Genomic DNA, 14648 nt, shown 5'->3' with positions numbered 1-14648 from the left:
GTGTCCGAGTCGACCTCGCACGCCCGCCACCGCGCGGCGTGCCGTCCCCGAACGCCCCTGCAGGACGCGGTGCGCACCGCTGCGCGCGTCGCCGTCGCCGGTCGGCGCTACGGCATCGCCGTCGCGTCCTCGGGTCTGGTCATGTCCGTCACCCTGCCGGCGTCCGCCGCCGTGCCGGCCGACCACCCCGCCGACAGCACCCAGACCGTGCCCGGCGGCGCTGCCGCGGCCGTCGACGTCACCCAGCTGACGGCCGAGGCCCGGTCCGCGCTCGCGACGTCGCCGGTCGTCGAGGTGCCGACGGAGGTCGCCGCCTGGACGTTCGAGGCGCCGGCCATCACCGTCACCGCCAACCCGAAGCCGGAGCCCGTCGTCGAGCGGGCCACGTCGACGTCGCGCTCGCAGGCCCGCGCGACGGGCGGCGCGATCCCGGCGTCCGCCGTCGGCAGCGCGGTCATCGAAGTGGCTGCCCGCTACGTCGGAGTGCCGTACGTGTACGGCGGGACGACGCCGGACGGCTTCGACTGCTCGGGCTTCACCTCGTACGTGTACGCCCAGCTCGGCATCACGCTGCCGCGGACGTCGGGCGACCAGCGCTACGCCGGCGTCGAGGTGCCGCGCGACCAGGCCCAGCCCGGGGACCTCGTCTGGAGCCCGGGGCACATCGGCATCTACGCGGGCGACAACATGATGATCGACGCCCCGAGGCCGGGGAAGACGGTCCAGTTCCGCACGATGTGGCAGAGCAACCCGATCTTCATCCGCGTCGGCTGAGCGCCGCCGGCCCGGCCGGTCGCGGGTCGGGTCAGGCCGGCGCGTCCTGCGCGTGCGGCTCGACGTGCACGAGCGTCACGCACCGGGGGAGCGCGGCGGCCATGGCCGCCTCCAGCCGGTCGCTGAGCTCGTGCGCCTCGTGCACCGTCCAGGTGCCGGGGACGGCGATCTCGAGCGCGACCAGGCGCTGCCGGCCGGACTCGACGCTGCGCACCGAGCGGACCTCGACGCCCTCCTCCCGGAACTGCGCGAGGACGCCGTCGACGAGCTCGAGGTCCGCCGCCGGCAGGCGCGCGCTGAGCAGGCCGGCCAGGGACCGGCGCGCGAGCCCGTAGCCCGTCACGAGGATGTTCACGCCGACGGCCAGGGCGACGATCGGGTCCAGCGGCGCCCAGCCGGTCACCGCGACGAGCACCATCCCGACGAGCACGCCCGCAGACGTCCAGACGTCGGTGAGCAGGTGCTTGCCGTCGGCGATCAGGGTGATCGAGCGGTGCCGCGTGCCGACGCGCACCAGCAGCAGGCCGACCGCCAGGTTGATGAGCGACGCCCCGGTGGTGAGCACCAGGCCGATGCCGGCGCGCTCGATCGCGACGGGGTGGATGAGGCGGTCCACGGACGTCCAGACGATCGCGGCCGCGGCGACGAAGATCATGGTGCCCTCGACGAGGGCGGACAGGTACTCGGCCTTGCCGTGGCCGAAGTCGTGGTTGTGGTCCGGCGGCTTCTCCGCCACGCGCAGGGCGATGATCGCGACGATCGCCGCGACGAGGTTCACGCCCGACTCCAGGGCGTCGGACAGGAAGCCGACGGAACCCGTGATGAGGGCGGCGAGCGCCTTGAGCCCCATCGTGATCAGGGCCGCCACCAGGGACAGCCACATGTAGCGGGCGAGCTTGACGTGCTCGTCGTGGGCCGGGCCGGTGCCCTGGCTGCGGTCGCTCATCGTCTCCCGTTCGTCCTCGGCGGGCTCGCGCCCGCGCGGACGATCCTGCCACCGCGCACCCGGTGCGGTCAGGGACCCGGGCCGTCAGTCGTCCGTCGCCCCGGCGGGCACGCACACCGTGATCGAGGCGGGGTGCACCTCGATCTCCAGGAGCCGCGCGGGGTCGCGCTCGCCGCCGTCGAGCTCGTACGGCACGGCCCGCCCCAGCTGCACCACCACCGACGCGCCGTCCGACGTCGTCAGGTGTGGTGACGCGTCGGCGCTGCCCAGCAGGGCGCGGGCGGCGGTACGCACGAGCTGGAGCGGTCCCTCGGCGGTGACCACCCCGACCTCGAGCACACCGTCGTCGGCGCTCGACGACTCCGACAGCTCGAGGCCACCGACGCCCTCGGGCAGGTTGGCGACGAGCACCGACGTCGCCCGCCCCCGGAAGGCGCGCTCGCCGTCCACCTCGACGTCCGCCTCGAAGGCCTCCTCGCCCAGGTGCTTCAGGCCGGAGTACACGTACGCGGCGCGGCCGATGCGCCCCTTGAGCTCACTGTCGGCGTCGGCCACGAGGAGCGCGTCGAGACCGGCCCCGGCGACGACGGCGAAGTGCTCGCCGTTGACGCTGCCGGTGTCGAGCCGTCGCCGGGCGCCGTCGAGGGCGACCCGGGCGGCGTCGGCGGGGTCGTCCGGCAGGCCGAGCGCCGTCGCGAGGAGGTTGCTGGTGCCCGCGGGGATCACGGCCAGGGCGGCGTCCCGCCCGGCGAGCGCGTCGACGCACCGCTGGACCGTGCCGTCCCCGCCCCAGGCGACGACGACGTCGGCGCCCTTCTTGACGGCCTTGCGGGCCTTCTTGCGGGCCTTGCGGCTCTTCGGCACCTCGTACCAGAGCAGGTCGACGCCCGCCGCGAGGAACACCTCGCGGACCACCTGGCGACCACGTGCGCGCCCCGTGCCGTTCTTCTTCCCGCGCACCTTCTTCCGGTGCAGCACCACCGCGACAGTCGGCACCTCGGCTCCCTTCGTCCCCGCAGCCCTCGCGGGCAGCGGGCCCGGGCCCATCATCATCGGGGCGGGCCGGGCGCGCGCGTCGAGACGTGGCGTAGGTCACAAGGCCCGTGCTCGCGGGGCCGGGCGTCACTAGCGTCGCTGGGGGACTCGTGCACCTCGCCGACGGAAGAAGGTGGCCATGCCGGGCATCGCCGGCGCGCCGCAGCACGTGCTCGCCGCGGGTATCACCCGGGCCGCCAGCAGGCAGTCGTACCTGACCATCCGGTGGCTCGCGGACCCGCGGTACCGCGCGGACGCCTTCGCGCTCTACGCCTGGTTCCGGTGGCTCGACGACATGGTCGACGAGCGGCTGCCCGGCGGCGGCAGCCGCCTCGCGTTCGTCGCCCGGCAGCGACGCCTGCTGGCGCTCGCGACCGACGGCGCCCCGCTGCCCGACGCGCGGGACGGCGCCTGGGCGCCCGTGACGCCCGAGGAGGGGCTGCTCGTCCGGCTCGGTGCCGCCGGGGCGGCGCTCGGCGTCGACGGCGAGCCCTTGCTGGGTTCGCTGGGCGCGATGCTCGACGTGATGGAGCTCGACGTCCGTCGCCGCGGCCGACCGGTCACCCAGCGCGAGCTCGACGAGTACACGCGCCTGCTCGCGGTCGCGGTCACCGAGGCCCTGCACCACTGCATCGGGCACGGGTGCCCGAGCCCGCACGACGACACCCGGTACGCGGCCGTCACGGGCGCGCACGTCGCCCACATGCTGCGCGACCTCGTCGAGGACCTCGACGCCGGATACGTCAACGTGCCGGCCGAGGTGCTCGACGAGCCGGGTGCGTCGCTGGCGGACCTGCACGCGCCGGCGATGCGCGCGTGGGTCCGCGACCGGGTCGAGCTCGCCCGCGCGTGCTTCGCCGTCGGGCGGCAGTACCTCGAGCGGGTCGAGGACCCGCGGTGCCGCGTCGCCGGGCACGCGTACACGGCGCGGTTCGAGTGGGTGCTCGACGCGATCGAGGCGGACGGCTACCGCCTGCGCGCCGGCTACCCCGAGCGCGCGACGCTGCGCGGCGGCCTGCGCATCGCCGCCGACGCCGCGCGGTCGCTGCTGGCGAGCGACGCCGTCGGGCCCCGGCAGGCGCCGCGCGCGCTCGCGGTGGCCCGATGAGCGCGCCCACCGCCGTCGTCGTCGGCGCCGGCATGGCGGGGCTGTCCGCCGCGACGCACCTCGCCCGCCGCGGTCTTCAGGTGACGGTGGTCGAGAAGAACGGGGAGCCGGGCGGCCGGGTGGGCCAGTTCACGCGCGAGGGCCACACGTTCTCGACCGGCCCGACGCTGCTGATCATGCCGCTGCTCTACCGCGGGGAGCTCGAGCGGCTGGGCGTCGACATGGACGCGGCGCTGGCGCCGGTCCGCGTCGACCCCACCTACGACGTCGTGTTCGACGACGGCACGCGGCTGGCCATGACGTCCGACCTCACGGCCATGCGGAGCCGGCTCGAGGCGATCGAGCCCGGCTGCTTCGGCGGCTTCCTGCGGTACGTCGAGGAGGGTCGGCGGCACTACGAGCTGGGCATGTCCGGCCTGGTCGACCGCGACTTCCGGCGCGCGACGCAGTTCTTCACGCCCGCGAACGCGGTCCTCGCCCTGCGGATCAAGGCGCTCGCGCCGCACTACCGGCACATGGGTCGCTTCTTCGACTCCGACCGGCTCCGCGCGGCGTTCACCTACCAGGACGTCTACATGGGCCTGAGCCCGTTCAGCGCCCCGTCGACGTTCTCCCTCACGCCGTACAGCGAGCTCGCCCACGGCGTCTGGTACCCCACGGGCGGCATGTACCGGATCGCCGAGGTGATGGCCGACGCGGCGACGGCGGCGGGCGCCGCGATCGAGTACCGGGCGCCCGTCGGCGCGATCGAGGTCGCCGGGAACCGCGCGACCGGCGTCGTGCTCGAGGACGGCCGGCGGCTGCCGGCCGACGTCGTCGTCGCCAGCGCGGACCTCCCCTACGTGTACCGGCGGCTGCTGCCGGACCGGCGCCCCGCGCAGCGCCTGGCGCGGCGCACCTACTCCGGCTCCACCATCAGCTTCTTCTGGGGGACCGACCGCGAGTACCCCGAGCTCAGCCCGCACACCCTCTTCCTGGCCGACTGCTACCGCGAGAACTTCGACCGCATCGAGCGGAACGAGCCGCTGCCCGACCTGCCCTCGGTCTACGTGCACGCGCCGACGCGGCTGGACCCGGCGACCGCGCCGCCCGGGCGGGACACGCTCATCGCCGTCGTGCCGACGGGCCACATGGTCTACGACGGCGACGACCCGGAGCTGCGCGCCGCCGAGGACGCGCAGTGGGCGGTCCAGCTGGACCGTTCCCGGCGCGCGGTGCTGGCCCGGCTGGCCCAGCTCGGCCTGACCGACGTCGCCGACCACATCACGGTCGAGGCGACGGCCACCCCGCCCACCTGGCGCGCGCACCACAACCTCGAGCGCGGCGCGACGCACGGGCTCGCGCACACGCTGTTCCAGCTGGCGTACCTGCGCCCGCACAACCGGCACGCCCAGTACCGGAACCTGTACTTCGCGGGGGCCAGCACGCACCCCGGCACCGGCGTGCCGACCGCGCTCGTCTCCGGACGGCTCGCCGCCGAGCGCGTCGCCGACGACCTCGGCCTGCGCCGGCCGGGCCGCGGGGCCTAGCCGGCGAGTCCGGGCGCGGCCCCGCCCGCGTGCTCGAGCGGGTCCGTCACGGCCAGCCCCCGGCCGGACCAGCGCAGGTGCTCCAGGTCCGCCACCACGACGTCGCAGCCCTGCCCCAGCGCGGAGGCCCCGATCCCGACGACGGCGCCCACCCCTGCTGCGCGGGCCGCCCGGATGCCGCTCGCGCTGTCCTCGAGCACGACGCACGCGGCGGGCGCGAGGTGCAGGCGGGCCGCCGCGGCGAGGTACGGGTCGGGCGCGGGCTTGCCCCGCGTGACGTCCTCCGACGCCACGATCGTCGCGGGCACCGGGATCCCTGCGGACCGGAGCCGGGCGACGGCCAGGGCCTGCGGCGCGGAGGTCACGACGGCGCGGGCCGGCTCCGGGAGGGTGGCGACGAACGCCGCGGCGCCCGGGATCGCGACGGTCCCGGCGGTCGACGCCAGCTCGAGCCCGTCGATCTCGGCCGTCGCCGCGTCGACCTGCTCCGGCGGGACGAAGCGTGCGACCGTCTCGCGCGAGCGCACGCCGTGCACGAGCGCGATGACGGCCTCGGGGTCGAGCCCGTGCCGGACCGCCCACGTGCGCCACGCGACCTCGCCGGACTCCTTGGAGTCCACCAGCACGCCGTCGTTGTCCAGGAGGACGGCGGCGGCGGTCAGGTGCAGCGGGTCGGTCACGGCGGGGTCCTCGTCAGCGGGCGGCGGATGCGCCCGCGTACGCGGTCGCGTCGTCGGCCGCGTCCCCCGGCGCGATCGCGTCGAGCAGCACGCCGCCGTCGGACGACTCTCCCACGACGACCACGACCGGCGGGGCGTGCCGCGCGTCGGCGGCCGGCCGCGCGTCGGGCGCCGGCTCCTGCGTCGGGCGCAGGTCGTCGAGCCGCCGGTGCGCACGCCGGTAGGCGGGCACCAGGACGGCGACGGCGGCGAGCCACGCGAGCGGGTTGCCCCACACGAGACCCTGGTAGCCCCAGACGGCACCGAGCGCGATGGCGGCGAGGACGCGGCACGCGAGCTCGAGGGCACCGGTGATCGTCGGGACCGAGGTGTAGCCGAGGCCCTGCAGCGCACCCCGGAGGGCGAACAGCACCCCGAGCACGACGTACCAGGAGCCGTTGACGTGCAGGTAGTACGCCGCCATGTCGACGACGGTCTCCTCGCCCGGGCCGACGAAGAGCCGGACGAGCGACGGGCCGGCGAACGCGATGAACGCGCCGAGGAGGGCGGCGCCGCCCGCGGTGATCGCCACGGCCTGGCCGATGCCGGTCCGGATGCGGTCGGGCAGGCGCGCGCCCAGGTTCTGCGCCGCGTACATCGACGCCGCGATGCCCATCGAGCCGAGGAAGGCGATCGTGAAGTTGTCGACGCGCGTGGCCGTCGTGTACGCGGCGACGGCGTCGGGGCCGAGGTCGTTCAGGCGCACCTGCACGGCGAGGATGCCGATCGCGATGATCGACGCCTGGAAGCCCATGGGCAGGCCGAGGCCCAGGTGCCGGCGCAGCTCCTCGCGGGTCACGTGCCAGTCCTCGCGACGGACGTGCAGCGTGGGGACGCGCCGGCGGATGTGGACCAGGCACATCGCGACGGCACTGGCCTGCGAGAGGCCGGTGGCCAGCGCCGCGCCGCCCACCCCGAGGCCGAGCCCGGGCACCGCGCCGAGCACCAGCACGATGTTCAGCACGCAGCTGACGACGAGGTAGATCAGGGGCGTCCGCGAGTCGCCGATCGCCCGCAGGATCGCGGACAGGAAGTTGAGGAACATCATCGTCGAGCCCGCGAGGAAGCTGACGACGGCGAACGTGGTCGCCTCGTCGAGCAGCTCCGGCGGGGTGCGGAGCAGGCGCAGCGCCGGCTCGGCGAGCAGCGGCGCGACGATGGTGACGACCACGCTCACGGCGCCGGTGAGGATCGTGCCGGCCGCCACCGAGCGGCGCACGGCCCGCGCGTCGCCCGCGCCGAACGCCTGCGCCGTCGGGATGGCGAAGCCCGAGGTCATGCCCCAGGCGAAGCCCAGCAGCAGGAAGATGAAGCTCCCGGTGGCGCCGACCGAGGCGAGCGCGTCGACGCCGAGCACCCGGCCGACGACCATCGCGTCGGCGATCTGGTACGCCTGCTGGACCACGTTGCCCAGCAGGAGCGGGACGGCGAACGCGAGGATGACGCGCCACGGTCGTCCGGTGGTGAGGGCCTTGGCCATGCGTGGGTGCTCCGGGATCTGGGGAAACGGTGGGGCGCGCGTCGCCGTCGACCGCTCGCCCCTATCGAATCGTTCCGACCCCCCGGAACGCAAGCGGAAACCGCGGGTGATCCTCGTCACCCCGGGGTGCGCGGTGCGTCGTGTGGCGGGCGATGATGGAGGCATGGCGGACGAGCTCGCGGGCAAGCTCCTCGTCGCGACGCCGGGCATGCTCGACCCGAACTTCCGGCGCACGGTCGTCCTCGTGCTGCGGCACGACGACGACGGCGCGCTCGGGGTGGTGCTCAACCGCCCCGTCGCCGTGCCGACCGGGGAGGCGCTGCCCGCGTGGCACGACGCCGTGACGCCGCCCGCGACGCTCTTCCAGGGCGGGCCCGTGGGCCTCGACGGCGCGCTCGGCGTCGCCACGCTCGTCCCGGGCGCCTCGAGCGAGGCGGTCGACCCCCTCGTCGGCCCCTTCGGGCTCGTCGACCTGGACGCGGACCCTGCCGACGCGCTGTCCGGCGTCACGGGGGTGCGGGTGTTCGTGGGGTACGCGGGGTGGTCCGGCGGCCAGCTGGAGGCCGAGGTGGCAGCCGGCGACTGGTACGTGCTCGATGCCCGCCCCGGCGACCTCACGACGCCCGAGCCCGGGCTCCTGTGGCGGCGGGTGCTGCGCCGCCAGGGCGGGGCGCTCGCCATCGTGTCGACGTTCCCGGAGGACCCGAGCCTCAACTGAGCGTCCGGGGGAGGCGGGCGGTCGGCGAGGGCGTGACGGGCGCCTGCAGCGAAGTGGTCCTACGTTTGCACTGAGTGCAAGGATGCACTTAGTGTCATCCCCATGTCCGATGTCGTCCCGATCGACCGTCGCGCCGCCCTCAAGCAGCGGTCGCGGCAGGCCATCGTCGACGCCGCCGCGGCGCTCCTGGAGGAGCACGGCGGCCTGCGGTTCACCGTCGACCAGCTCGCCGAGCGTGCCGACGTCTCGCGGCGCACCGTCTTCAACCACTTCGCCACGCTCGACGACGTCGTGACCGCGGTGTGCAGCGACGTGCTCGGCGGACTCGTCGACACGTTCGTCGAGAACGCGCTCGCGGTGCCGGCGGTGGACGACACCCCAGCGGCGATGTTCGCCGAGGTGGCGAGCGCGCTGCGCAGCACCGAGCTCGTCGGGCCGATGGCGTACCTCACCCAGTCGCTCGGCGGCGTGGAGATGCGTGTCGACCTCGAGTCCCCGTGGGCGGCCACGCTGCTCCTGCGCTCGTTCAACGAGGTCAGCCGGCGCTTCTCCGTCGCGATGGCGGTGCGGCACCCCAGCGCCGACGAGCTCGAGGTGCACCTGCTGGTCAACGCCCTCACGAGCGGCCTCATCGTGCTCTACCACCACTGGCTCGCCGCCACGGGAGCCACCGACGACGAGGAGTCCCGCACCGTCTGGGACGGCTACCTCGAGCGTCTGCTCACCGCGGTCGGCACCGGCTACGGCGCCGGGCCGACCATCTGACCGCAGCATCCCTGCTCCGCACCTCGAAGAAGGACGACATGGCCGAGCTCCTCTACCGCCTGGGCCGCTTCAGCGCGCACCACGCCCGCATGGTCGTCGCCGCGTGGCTCGCCGTGCTGGCGCTCGCCGGCGGCGCATACCTCGTCGCAGGCGGCACGCTCGCCAGCGGGTTCTCGATCCCGGACACCCCGACGGCGGAGGTCACCGCGCGGCTGGAGGCCGAGTTCCCGGAGGCCGCCGGCGCGACGGGCACCGTCGTCATGAGCACGCACGACGGCGCCGCCTTCACGGCCGAGCAGCAGACGGCCATCAGCGAGCTCGTCACCCAGGTCGGCCGGCTGGACGGCGTCGCCCGCGTCGTCGACCCGTTCGCCACCGAGGCCGAGCGTGCGGCGCAGGCCGAGCAGATCACCGGCGGTCGCGCCAGCCTCGAGGAGGGGCGGGCCCAGCTCGAGCAGGCCAGCGCGCAGGTGGAGGCGGGCCGGGCCCAGCTCGACGCCGGTCAGGCCCAGCTCGACGAGGGCCAGCGCCAGCTCGACGACGCGCAGGCCCAGCTCGACGCCGCCCGGGCGCAGGCGGAGGCCGCGGGCATGACCGCGCAGGTCGCGCCGCAGCTCGACGCGCAGCAGGCCCAGCTCGACGCCCAGCGGGCCCAGCTCGACGCCCAGCAGGACGCCGTCGACGCCCAGCGGGCCGAGCTCGACCAGGGCGCCGCGGACGTCGAGACGAGCTACGCGACCCTCGACCGCGAGGAGCAGCGGCTCGAGCTCGGGGCCGGGCTCCTGGAGATGGCCGAGCAGATCCGACAGGTCTCGCAGGACGGCTCGGCCGCCGTCGTCACCGTGGTCTTCGACGACGCGACCTTCGAGGTGCCCGAGGAGGTCCAGCAGTCGGTCCTCGACGAGTTCCGCGGCGCCTCGATCGACGACGTCGACATCGACTTCACCTCCGGGATCGCCATGGAGGTCCCGAAGATCCTCGGGTTCGGCGAGGCCGTCGGTGTCCTCGTCGCGGCCGTCGTGCTGCTGGTCATGCTCGGCACCCTCGTCGCGGCCGGCCTGCCGATCCTCACGGCCGGCATCGGCGTCGCCATCGGCGCGCTCGGGGCCCTGGCGTTCTCCGGCGTCGTGGACATGGTCTCGGTCACGCCGGTGCTCGGCGTCATGCTCGGCCTCGCCGTCGGCATCGACTACTCGCTGTTCATCCTCAACCGGCACCGGCGCCAGCTGAAGCAGGGCTACGACGTCGACGAGTCCATCGGCCTGGCGAACGGCACGTCCGGCAACGCCGTGGTGTTCGCCGGCTCGACGGTGCTCATCGCGCTGCTCGCGCTGAACGTCACCGGCATCCCGTTCCTCGGGCTCATGGGCACCGTCGGCGCCGCGAGCATCGCGATCGCCGTGCTCGTCGCCATCACCCTCACGCCCGCGCTGCTGGGCCTGCTCGGCACGCGCGTGCTGCGCCGTCGGGAGCGGGCTCACCTCGAGACCGCCCCGGCGCCCGCCACGACCCCGCTGCGCCCGATGTCGACGGGCCGGGCCATCGTCCGTGCCCTCGTCGGCGTCGCGGCCCTCGGGCTGCTCGCGCTGCCCGCCACGAGCCTGCGCATCGGTCTGCCCGACGGCTCGTCGGAGGCGAAGTCGTCCACGACCTACCAGGCCTACCGGACCATCGAGCAGAAGTTCGGGGCCGGCCAGAACGGCACGCTCCTGGTGATCGCGGACCTGCCCGCGGGTGCCGACGAGAACGAGTCGCTCGCCGCCCAGGCGGCGGTCGCCTCCAGGCTGTTCGAGGTGCCCGACGTCGCGGCCGTCGCGCCCGTCGCCACCTCGCAGGACGGCTCGCTCGCCGCGTTCCAGGTGGTGCCGGAGGAAGGCCCGAACGCGGAGTCCACGGAGGCGCTCGTCAACGACCTGCGTGACATGTCGCCCCTCGACGGCGACATCCCGATCGCCGTGGCCGGCCAGACGAGCGGCGCGATCGACGTGTCGGCGAAGCTCGCCGAGGCGCTGCCGACCTACCTCGCGGTCGTCGTCGGGCTGTCGCTGATCATCCTCATGCTGGTGTTCCGCTCGATCCTCGTGCCCCTCATCGCGACCCTCGGGTTCGTCCTGTCGTTCTTCGCGGCGCTCGGGGCCGTCGTCGTGATCTACCAGTGGGGCTGGCTGGGCGGGCTGTTCCAGGTGCACGCGCCCGGACCCGTGCTGAGCTTCCTGCCGACGGTCCTGGTCGGCATCCTGTTCGGCCTCGCCATGGACTACCAGCTGTTCCTGGGCTCGGGCATGCGCGAGGCGTACGCGCACGGTGCCTCGCCGCGCATGGCGATCGTCCAGGGCGTGCGGGCCGGCCGGGCCGTCGTCACCGCGGCGGCGCTCATCATGACCTCGGTGTTCGGCGGCTTCATCTTCGCCGAGTCGACGATGATCCGGCCGATCGGCTTCGCGCTCGCGTTCGGCGTGCTCGTGGACGCGTTCGTGGTGCGGATGCTCGTCGTGCCGTCGCTGCTGCACCTGGCCGGCGACCACGCGTGGTGGCTGCCGCGCTGGCTCGACCGTCTGCTCCCGGACGTCGACGTCGAGGGCGCCAAGCTCGAGCGCCGGCACCCGCACGTCGAGCACCACGAGGTCGCGTAGCGCGCCACGGCTCGCCCGTCAGTCGGGTCTGCGGAGGATCCGTCGCGGAAAGCGCGACGGATCCTCCGCAGAGGGCGGGCGTCAGAGTCCGCGGGGGTCCACGTGCGTCTTCGGGCCCGCGCCCGCGCCGTCCGGCGTCCGGCCCGCGAGCACGTCCGCGACGTCGTGCAGGCCGACCGTGGCCGCGACCAGCGGCCGAGGGTCCACGCGGCCGGCGGCGTAGAGGTCGACGGCGCCCGCGAGCCCGCCTGACCCGGACAGGATCCCGACGGCGGTGACGTCGGCGAGGACGAGGTCGCGGCTGTCGACGACGCTGGGCTCGCCGGAGATGCCGATGAACACCGCGCGGCCGCCCGGCTCCACGCGTTCGACGGCGAGCCGCGGCATGTCGGGGTGGTTGGAGGCGTCGACGACGGCGTCGAAGGCGAGCGCGGGCAGCGTCTCGCGCGTCCAGACGCTGGCGACCCCGAGCGAGGCCGCGAACGTCCGTGAGCGCTCGCTGCGGCCGAGCACGTGCACCTCCGCGCCGTCGGTCGCGGCCATCTGGGCCACGAGCAGGCCGATCGTGCCCGCGCCGAGCACGAGGACGCGCGCACCCGGCCGCGCGTCGGCGGCGCGCACCGCCCGGAAGGCGTTGCCGCCGGGCTCGACGAGCGCACCCATCGCCTCGTCCACCGCATCGGGTAGCGGGACGAGCGCCGACGCCGGGACCGCGAGTCGCTCGGCCAGCGCGCCGGGCCAGCCGCGCCGGATGCCGATCTCGTACCGGTCGGCGCACAGGTGCTGGCGGCCGCCGGTGCACCGCGCGCAGCGCCCGCAGCCGAGCATGGTGTCGCCGGTGACGCGCCGCCCCAGCCACTCCTGCCCGACGCCGTCGCCCACCGCGCTCACGCGACCGCACCACTCGTGCCCGATGCGGATGGGATAGGCCGCGTCGCCGGTGCGCAGGTAGGCCATGTGCCCGGAGAAGAACTCGGCGTCCGTGCCGCAGACGCCGGCGCGCTCGACGTCGACCACCACCTGGCCGGGCGCGGCCTCGGGCTCGGGGACGTCCTGCACCTCGCCGTGGCCCGGGCCGGTGATGACGAACGCACGCATCGGTCCTCCTGTTCGGCGACACTGCCGCGCTCAGGCTAGCCGTGGCGGACGGGGCCGCCGACGACGCCGCAGGCGGGCCGCGCGGGGCCGCCGCCTGGCCCTGTGTGGAAGGTTCCCCGCGGATATCGCGGCGAACTCTCCGCGCAACGCCCGACGAGCCCGTCGCCTACGCCCCCGGGTCGGGATCCTCCTGGGCGACAGGGCCGCGTGCTGCCAGGGCCCGGACGGTATCGATCGTGTCGGCCTCGGCGGCCGCCTTGTCGTCGCGGTACCTGACCACGCGCGCGAAGCGGAGCGCGAGGCCGCCGGGGTATCGGGTCGACCGTTGGAGGCCGTCGAACGCGATCTCGACCACCTGCTCGCGGCGCAGGGTGACCACCCACCCGTCGTCGGACACCTCGAGCTCGCGGAAGCGCGCCGTCTGCCAGGCGAGCATCTCGTCGGACATCCCCTTGAACGTCTTGCCCAACATCACCCAGCCGCCCGCCGGGTCGCGCGCCCCGAGGTGGATGTTCGACAGCAGGCCGCGGCGTCGACCCGAGCCGCGCTCGACGGCGAGCACCACCAGGTCGAGCGTGTGCCGCGGCTTCACCTTGACCCAGGCCGCACCGCGGCGGCCCGCCTCGTAGGGGGCGTCGGCGTCCTTCACGACGACGCCCTCCTGGCCCTCGCGGACCCAGCGCTCGAACGCGTCCTGCGCGGCGGTGGCGTCCGCGGTCGTCACGCGCCCGACGACGTGCGCGGCGCCCGGCCCCCCGAGCACCGCGTCCAGCGCCGCGAGCCGTGCCGACAACGGCTCGCCGAGCAGGTCGCGGCCGTCCAGGTGCAGCACGTCGAAGAAGAACGGGGTGAGCGTCACGGCGGCGGCGAGCTCGGCGTCGCGCGTCGCGGACCGGGACGCGGTCTCCTGGAAGGGCCGCGGACGGCCGTCGGGCCCCAGGGCGAGCGCCTCGCCGTCGAGCACCGCCGTGCGCACCGGCAGGGCCCGGACGACGGCGACCACCTCCGGCACGCGCGCCGTGATGTCGTCGAGGCTGCGCGTGAAGACGCGGACGTCGTCGTCGTCGCGGTGCACCTGGATGCGGATGCCGTCGAGCTTGGCGTCGACCACCACGGGCCGCCCACCGAACCCGGCCACCGCCGCCGCGACGTCGGGCGCGGACGCCGCGAGCATCGGCCGCACGGGCCGGCCCACCGTGAGCCCGAAGGCTCCGAGCACTGCGAGGGCAGCCTCCGGCGACGCCGCGCCCAGAGCCGCCGTCGCGACCGGCTCCGTGGCCCCGGCGAGCATCGCGGCCCGGCGGACGGCGTCGGCGGGCACGCCCGCGGCCTCGGCGACGGCGTCGAGCAGCAGCGCGTCGAGCGCCCCCTGGCGCAGCTCCCCGGTGACCAGGCCGCGCAGGAGCGCCTGCTCGGGCTCGGTCGCGGCGGCGAACAGCTCCGCGGCCAGGGCCGTGCGCGCGGTCGCCGAGCCGGGCCCGGCGAGCGCCGCCATCCGCTCGAAGGCCGCGTCGACGTCGAGCACCTCGAGCGAGGGCTCCGCAGCCGGCCCCGGCAGCCCCGCGAGCGACCGCCAGCCGAGGCCCGTGCGGCGTTGACGCAGCTCGCCGCCCAGGTACCGCGCCACCACCGGCACCTCCTCCGGCGCGGCGCGGCGCAGCAGCGCGGCGAGCAGCGCCCGCTTGGCCAGCCGTGAGCGGGTGGCGGCCAGCGCGGCGGAGGTCGCGGCGACGTCGGCGAGCAGCACCTGCCCATCCTCGCGCGCCCCACCGACGCGGCCACCCGAGCCGACACCTCAAGTGGAGCATCGCGGCGGGGAATCGGCCCACCTGGTGCACGGTGG

General features: G+C 75.2%; 12 protein-coding genes. 6 read left to right on the top strand and 6 right to left on the bottom strand.

The window, feature by feature from the left end; all coding sequences use genetic code 11:
* Positions 1-774 carry a C40 family peptidase gene (locus AFE02nite_RS15560; RefSeq protein WP_034248183.1) on the top strand — a complete coding sequence of 258 codons (774 nt, stop codon included), beginning with the start codon at positions 1-3 and terminating at the stop codon, positions 772-774.
* A 31-nt stretch (positions 775-805) separates the two neighbouring features.
* On the opposite strand, the gene AFE02nite_RS15555 is transcribed toward AFE02nite_RS15560, so the two are convergent.
* Complete coding sequence (locus AFE02nite_RS15555; protein ID WP_034248184.1) at positions 806-1720, bottom strand: cation diffusion facilitator family transporter; 915 nt, start codon at positions 1718-1720, stop codon at positions 806-808.
* 84 nt (positions 1721-1804) lie between these two features.
* Positions 1805-2716 carry a diacylglycerol/lipid kinase family protein gene (locus AFE02nite_RS15550; protein WP_034248189.1) on the bottom strand — a complete coding sequence of 304 codons (912 nt, stop codon included), beginning with the start codon at positions 2714-2716 and terminating at the stop codon, positions 1805-1807.
* 178 nt (positions 2717-2894) lie between these two features.
* Here AFE02nite_RS15550 and AFE02nite_RS15545 point away from each other — a divergent pair, with 178 nt between their 5' ends.
* Together AFE02nite_RS15545 and AFE02nite_RS15540 are read left to right on the top strand one after the other, a co-directional pair.
* Positions 2895-3863: a phytoene/squalene synthase family protein gene (locus AFE02nite_RS15545; RefSeq protein ID WP_146819991.1), complete on the top strand. Its 969-nt coding sequence runs from the start codon at positions 2895-2897 to the stop codon at positions 3861-3863.
* Positions 3860-5392: a phytoene desaturase family protein gene (locus AFE02nite_RS15540; protein ID WP_146819990.1), complete on the top strand. Its 1533-nt coding sequence runs from the start codon at positions 3860-3862 to the stop codon at positions 5390-5392. The genes AFE02nite_RS15545 and AFE02nite_RS15540 overlap by 4 nt, the downstream gene beginning before the upstream one ends.
* Here the strand turns inward: AFE02nite_RS15540 and AFE02nite_RS15535 are convergent.
* Both AFE02nite_RS15535 and AFE02nite_RS15530 read right to left on the bottom strand, forming a co-directional pair.
* Positions 5389-6072 (bottom strand): HAD-IA family hydrolase, encoded by a 684-nt coding sequence (locus tag AFE02nite_RS15535; RefSeq protein WP_222594417.1) that lies wholly within the window; start codon positions 6070-6072, stop codon positions 5389-5391. The genes AFE02nite_RS15540 and AFE02nite_RS15535 overlap by 4 nt on opposite strands.
* A gap of 13 nt (positions 6073-6085) precedes the next feature.
* A complete protein-coding gene (locus AFE02nite_RS15530) occupies positions 6086-7591 on the bottom strand; it encodes an MATE family efflux transporter (RefSeq protein WP_146819989.1) in 1506 nt (501 codons plus the stop codon).
* A gap of 163 nt (positions 7592-7754) precedes the next feature.
* Here AFE02nite_RS15530 and AFE02nite_RS15525 point away from each other — a divergent pair, with 163 nt between their 5' ends.
* From AFE02nite_RS15525 to AFE02nite_RS15515, 3 genes are all read left to right on the top strand, one after another.
* A complete protein-coding gene (locus tag AFE02nite_RS15525) occupies positions 7755-8309 on the top strand; it encodes a YqgE/AlgH family protein (RefSeq protein ID WP_034247784.1) in 555 nt (184 codons plus the stop codon).
* Positions 8310-8411: 102 nt separating this feature from the next.
* On the top strand, positions 8412-9074 hold the full coding sequence (locus AFE02nite_RS15520; protein WP_034247786.1) for a TetR/AcrR family transcriptional regulator: 663 nt from the start codon (positions 8412-8414) through the stop codon (positions 9072-9074).
* A 38-nt stretch (positions 9075-9112) separates the two neighbouring features.
* Positions 9113-11707, top strand: coding sequence for an MMPL family transporter (locus AFE02nite_RS15515; RefSeq protein ID WP_034247787.1), 2595 nt, complete (start codon positions 9113-9115; stop codon positions 11705-11707).
* Between the two features lie 81 nt (positions 11708-11788).
* On the opposite strand, the gene AFE02nite_RS15510 is transcribed toward AFE02nite_RS15515, so the two are convergent.
* The gene (locus tag AFE02nite_RS15510) at positions 11789-12805 is read right to left on the bottom strand and encodes a zinc-dependent alcohol dehydrogenase (RefSeq protein WP_034247788.1); all 1017 of its coding nucleotides are present in this window, start codon (positions 12803-12805) and stop codon (positions 11789-11791) included.
* A 166-nt stretch (positions 12806-12971) separates the two neighbouring features.
* The gene (locus AFE02nite_RS15505) at positions 12972-14552 is read right to left on the bottom strand and encodes an ATP-dependent DNA ligase (RefSeq protein ID WP_146819987.1); all 1581 of its coding nucleotides are present in this window, start codon (positions 14550-14552) and stop codon (positions 12972-12974) included.
* Positions 14553-14648 lie beyond the last annotated feature (96 nt).

The sequence above is a fragment of the Actinotalea fermentans genome (assembly GCF_007991475.1).
GTDB classification, from domain to species: domain Bacteria; phylum Actinomycetota; class Actinomycetes; order Actinomycetales; family Cellulomonadaceae; genus Actinotalea; species Actinotalea fermentans.
This window is presented reverse-complemented; position numbering and strand designations above follow the sequence as displayed.

Coding starts and splice junctions, on each gene's coding strand:
- AFE02nite_RS15510 (WP_034247788.1), bottom strand. CDS start 12,805: ATGCGTGCGTTCGTCATCACCGGCCCGGGCCACGGCGAGGTGCAGGAC.
- AFE02nite_RS15540 (WP_146819990.1), top strand. CDS start 3,860: ATGAGCGCGCCCACCGCCGTCGTCGTCGGCGCCGGCATGGCGGGGCTG.
- AFE02nite_RS15515 (WP_034247787.1), top strand. CDS start 9,113: ATGGCCGAGCTCCTCTACCGCCTGGGCCGCTTCAGCGCGCACCACGCC.
- AFE02nite_RS15520 (WP_034247786.1), top strand. CDS start 8,412: ATGTCCGATGTCGTCCCGATCGACCGTCGCGCCGCCCTCAAGCAGCGG.
- AFE02nite_RS15555 (WP_034248184.1), bottom strand. CDS start 1,720: ATGAGCGACCGCAGCCAGGGCACCGGCCCGGCCCACGACGAGCACGTC.
- AFE02nite_RS15545 (WP_146819991.1), top strand. CDS start 2,895: ATGCCGGGCATCGCCGGCGCGCCGCAGCACGTGCTCGCCGCGGGTATC.
- AFE02nite_RS15525 (WP_034247784.1), top strand. CDS start 7,755: ATGGCGGACGAGCTCGCGGGCAAGCTCCTCGTCGCGACGCCGGGCATG.
- AFE02nite_RS15530 (WP_146819989.1), bottom strand. CDS start 7,591: ATGGCCAAGGCCCTCACCACCGGACGACCGTGGCGCGTCATCCTCGCG.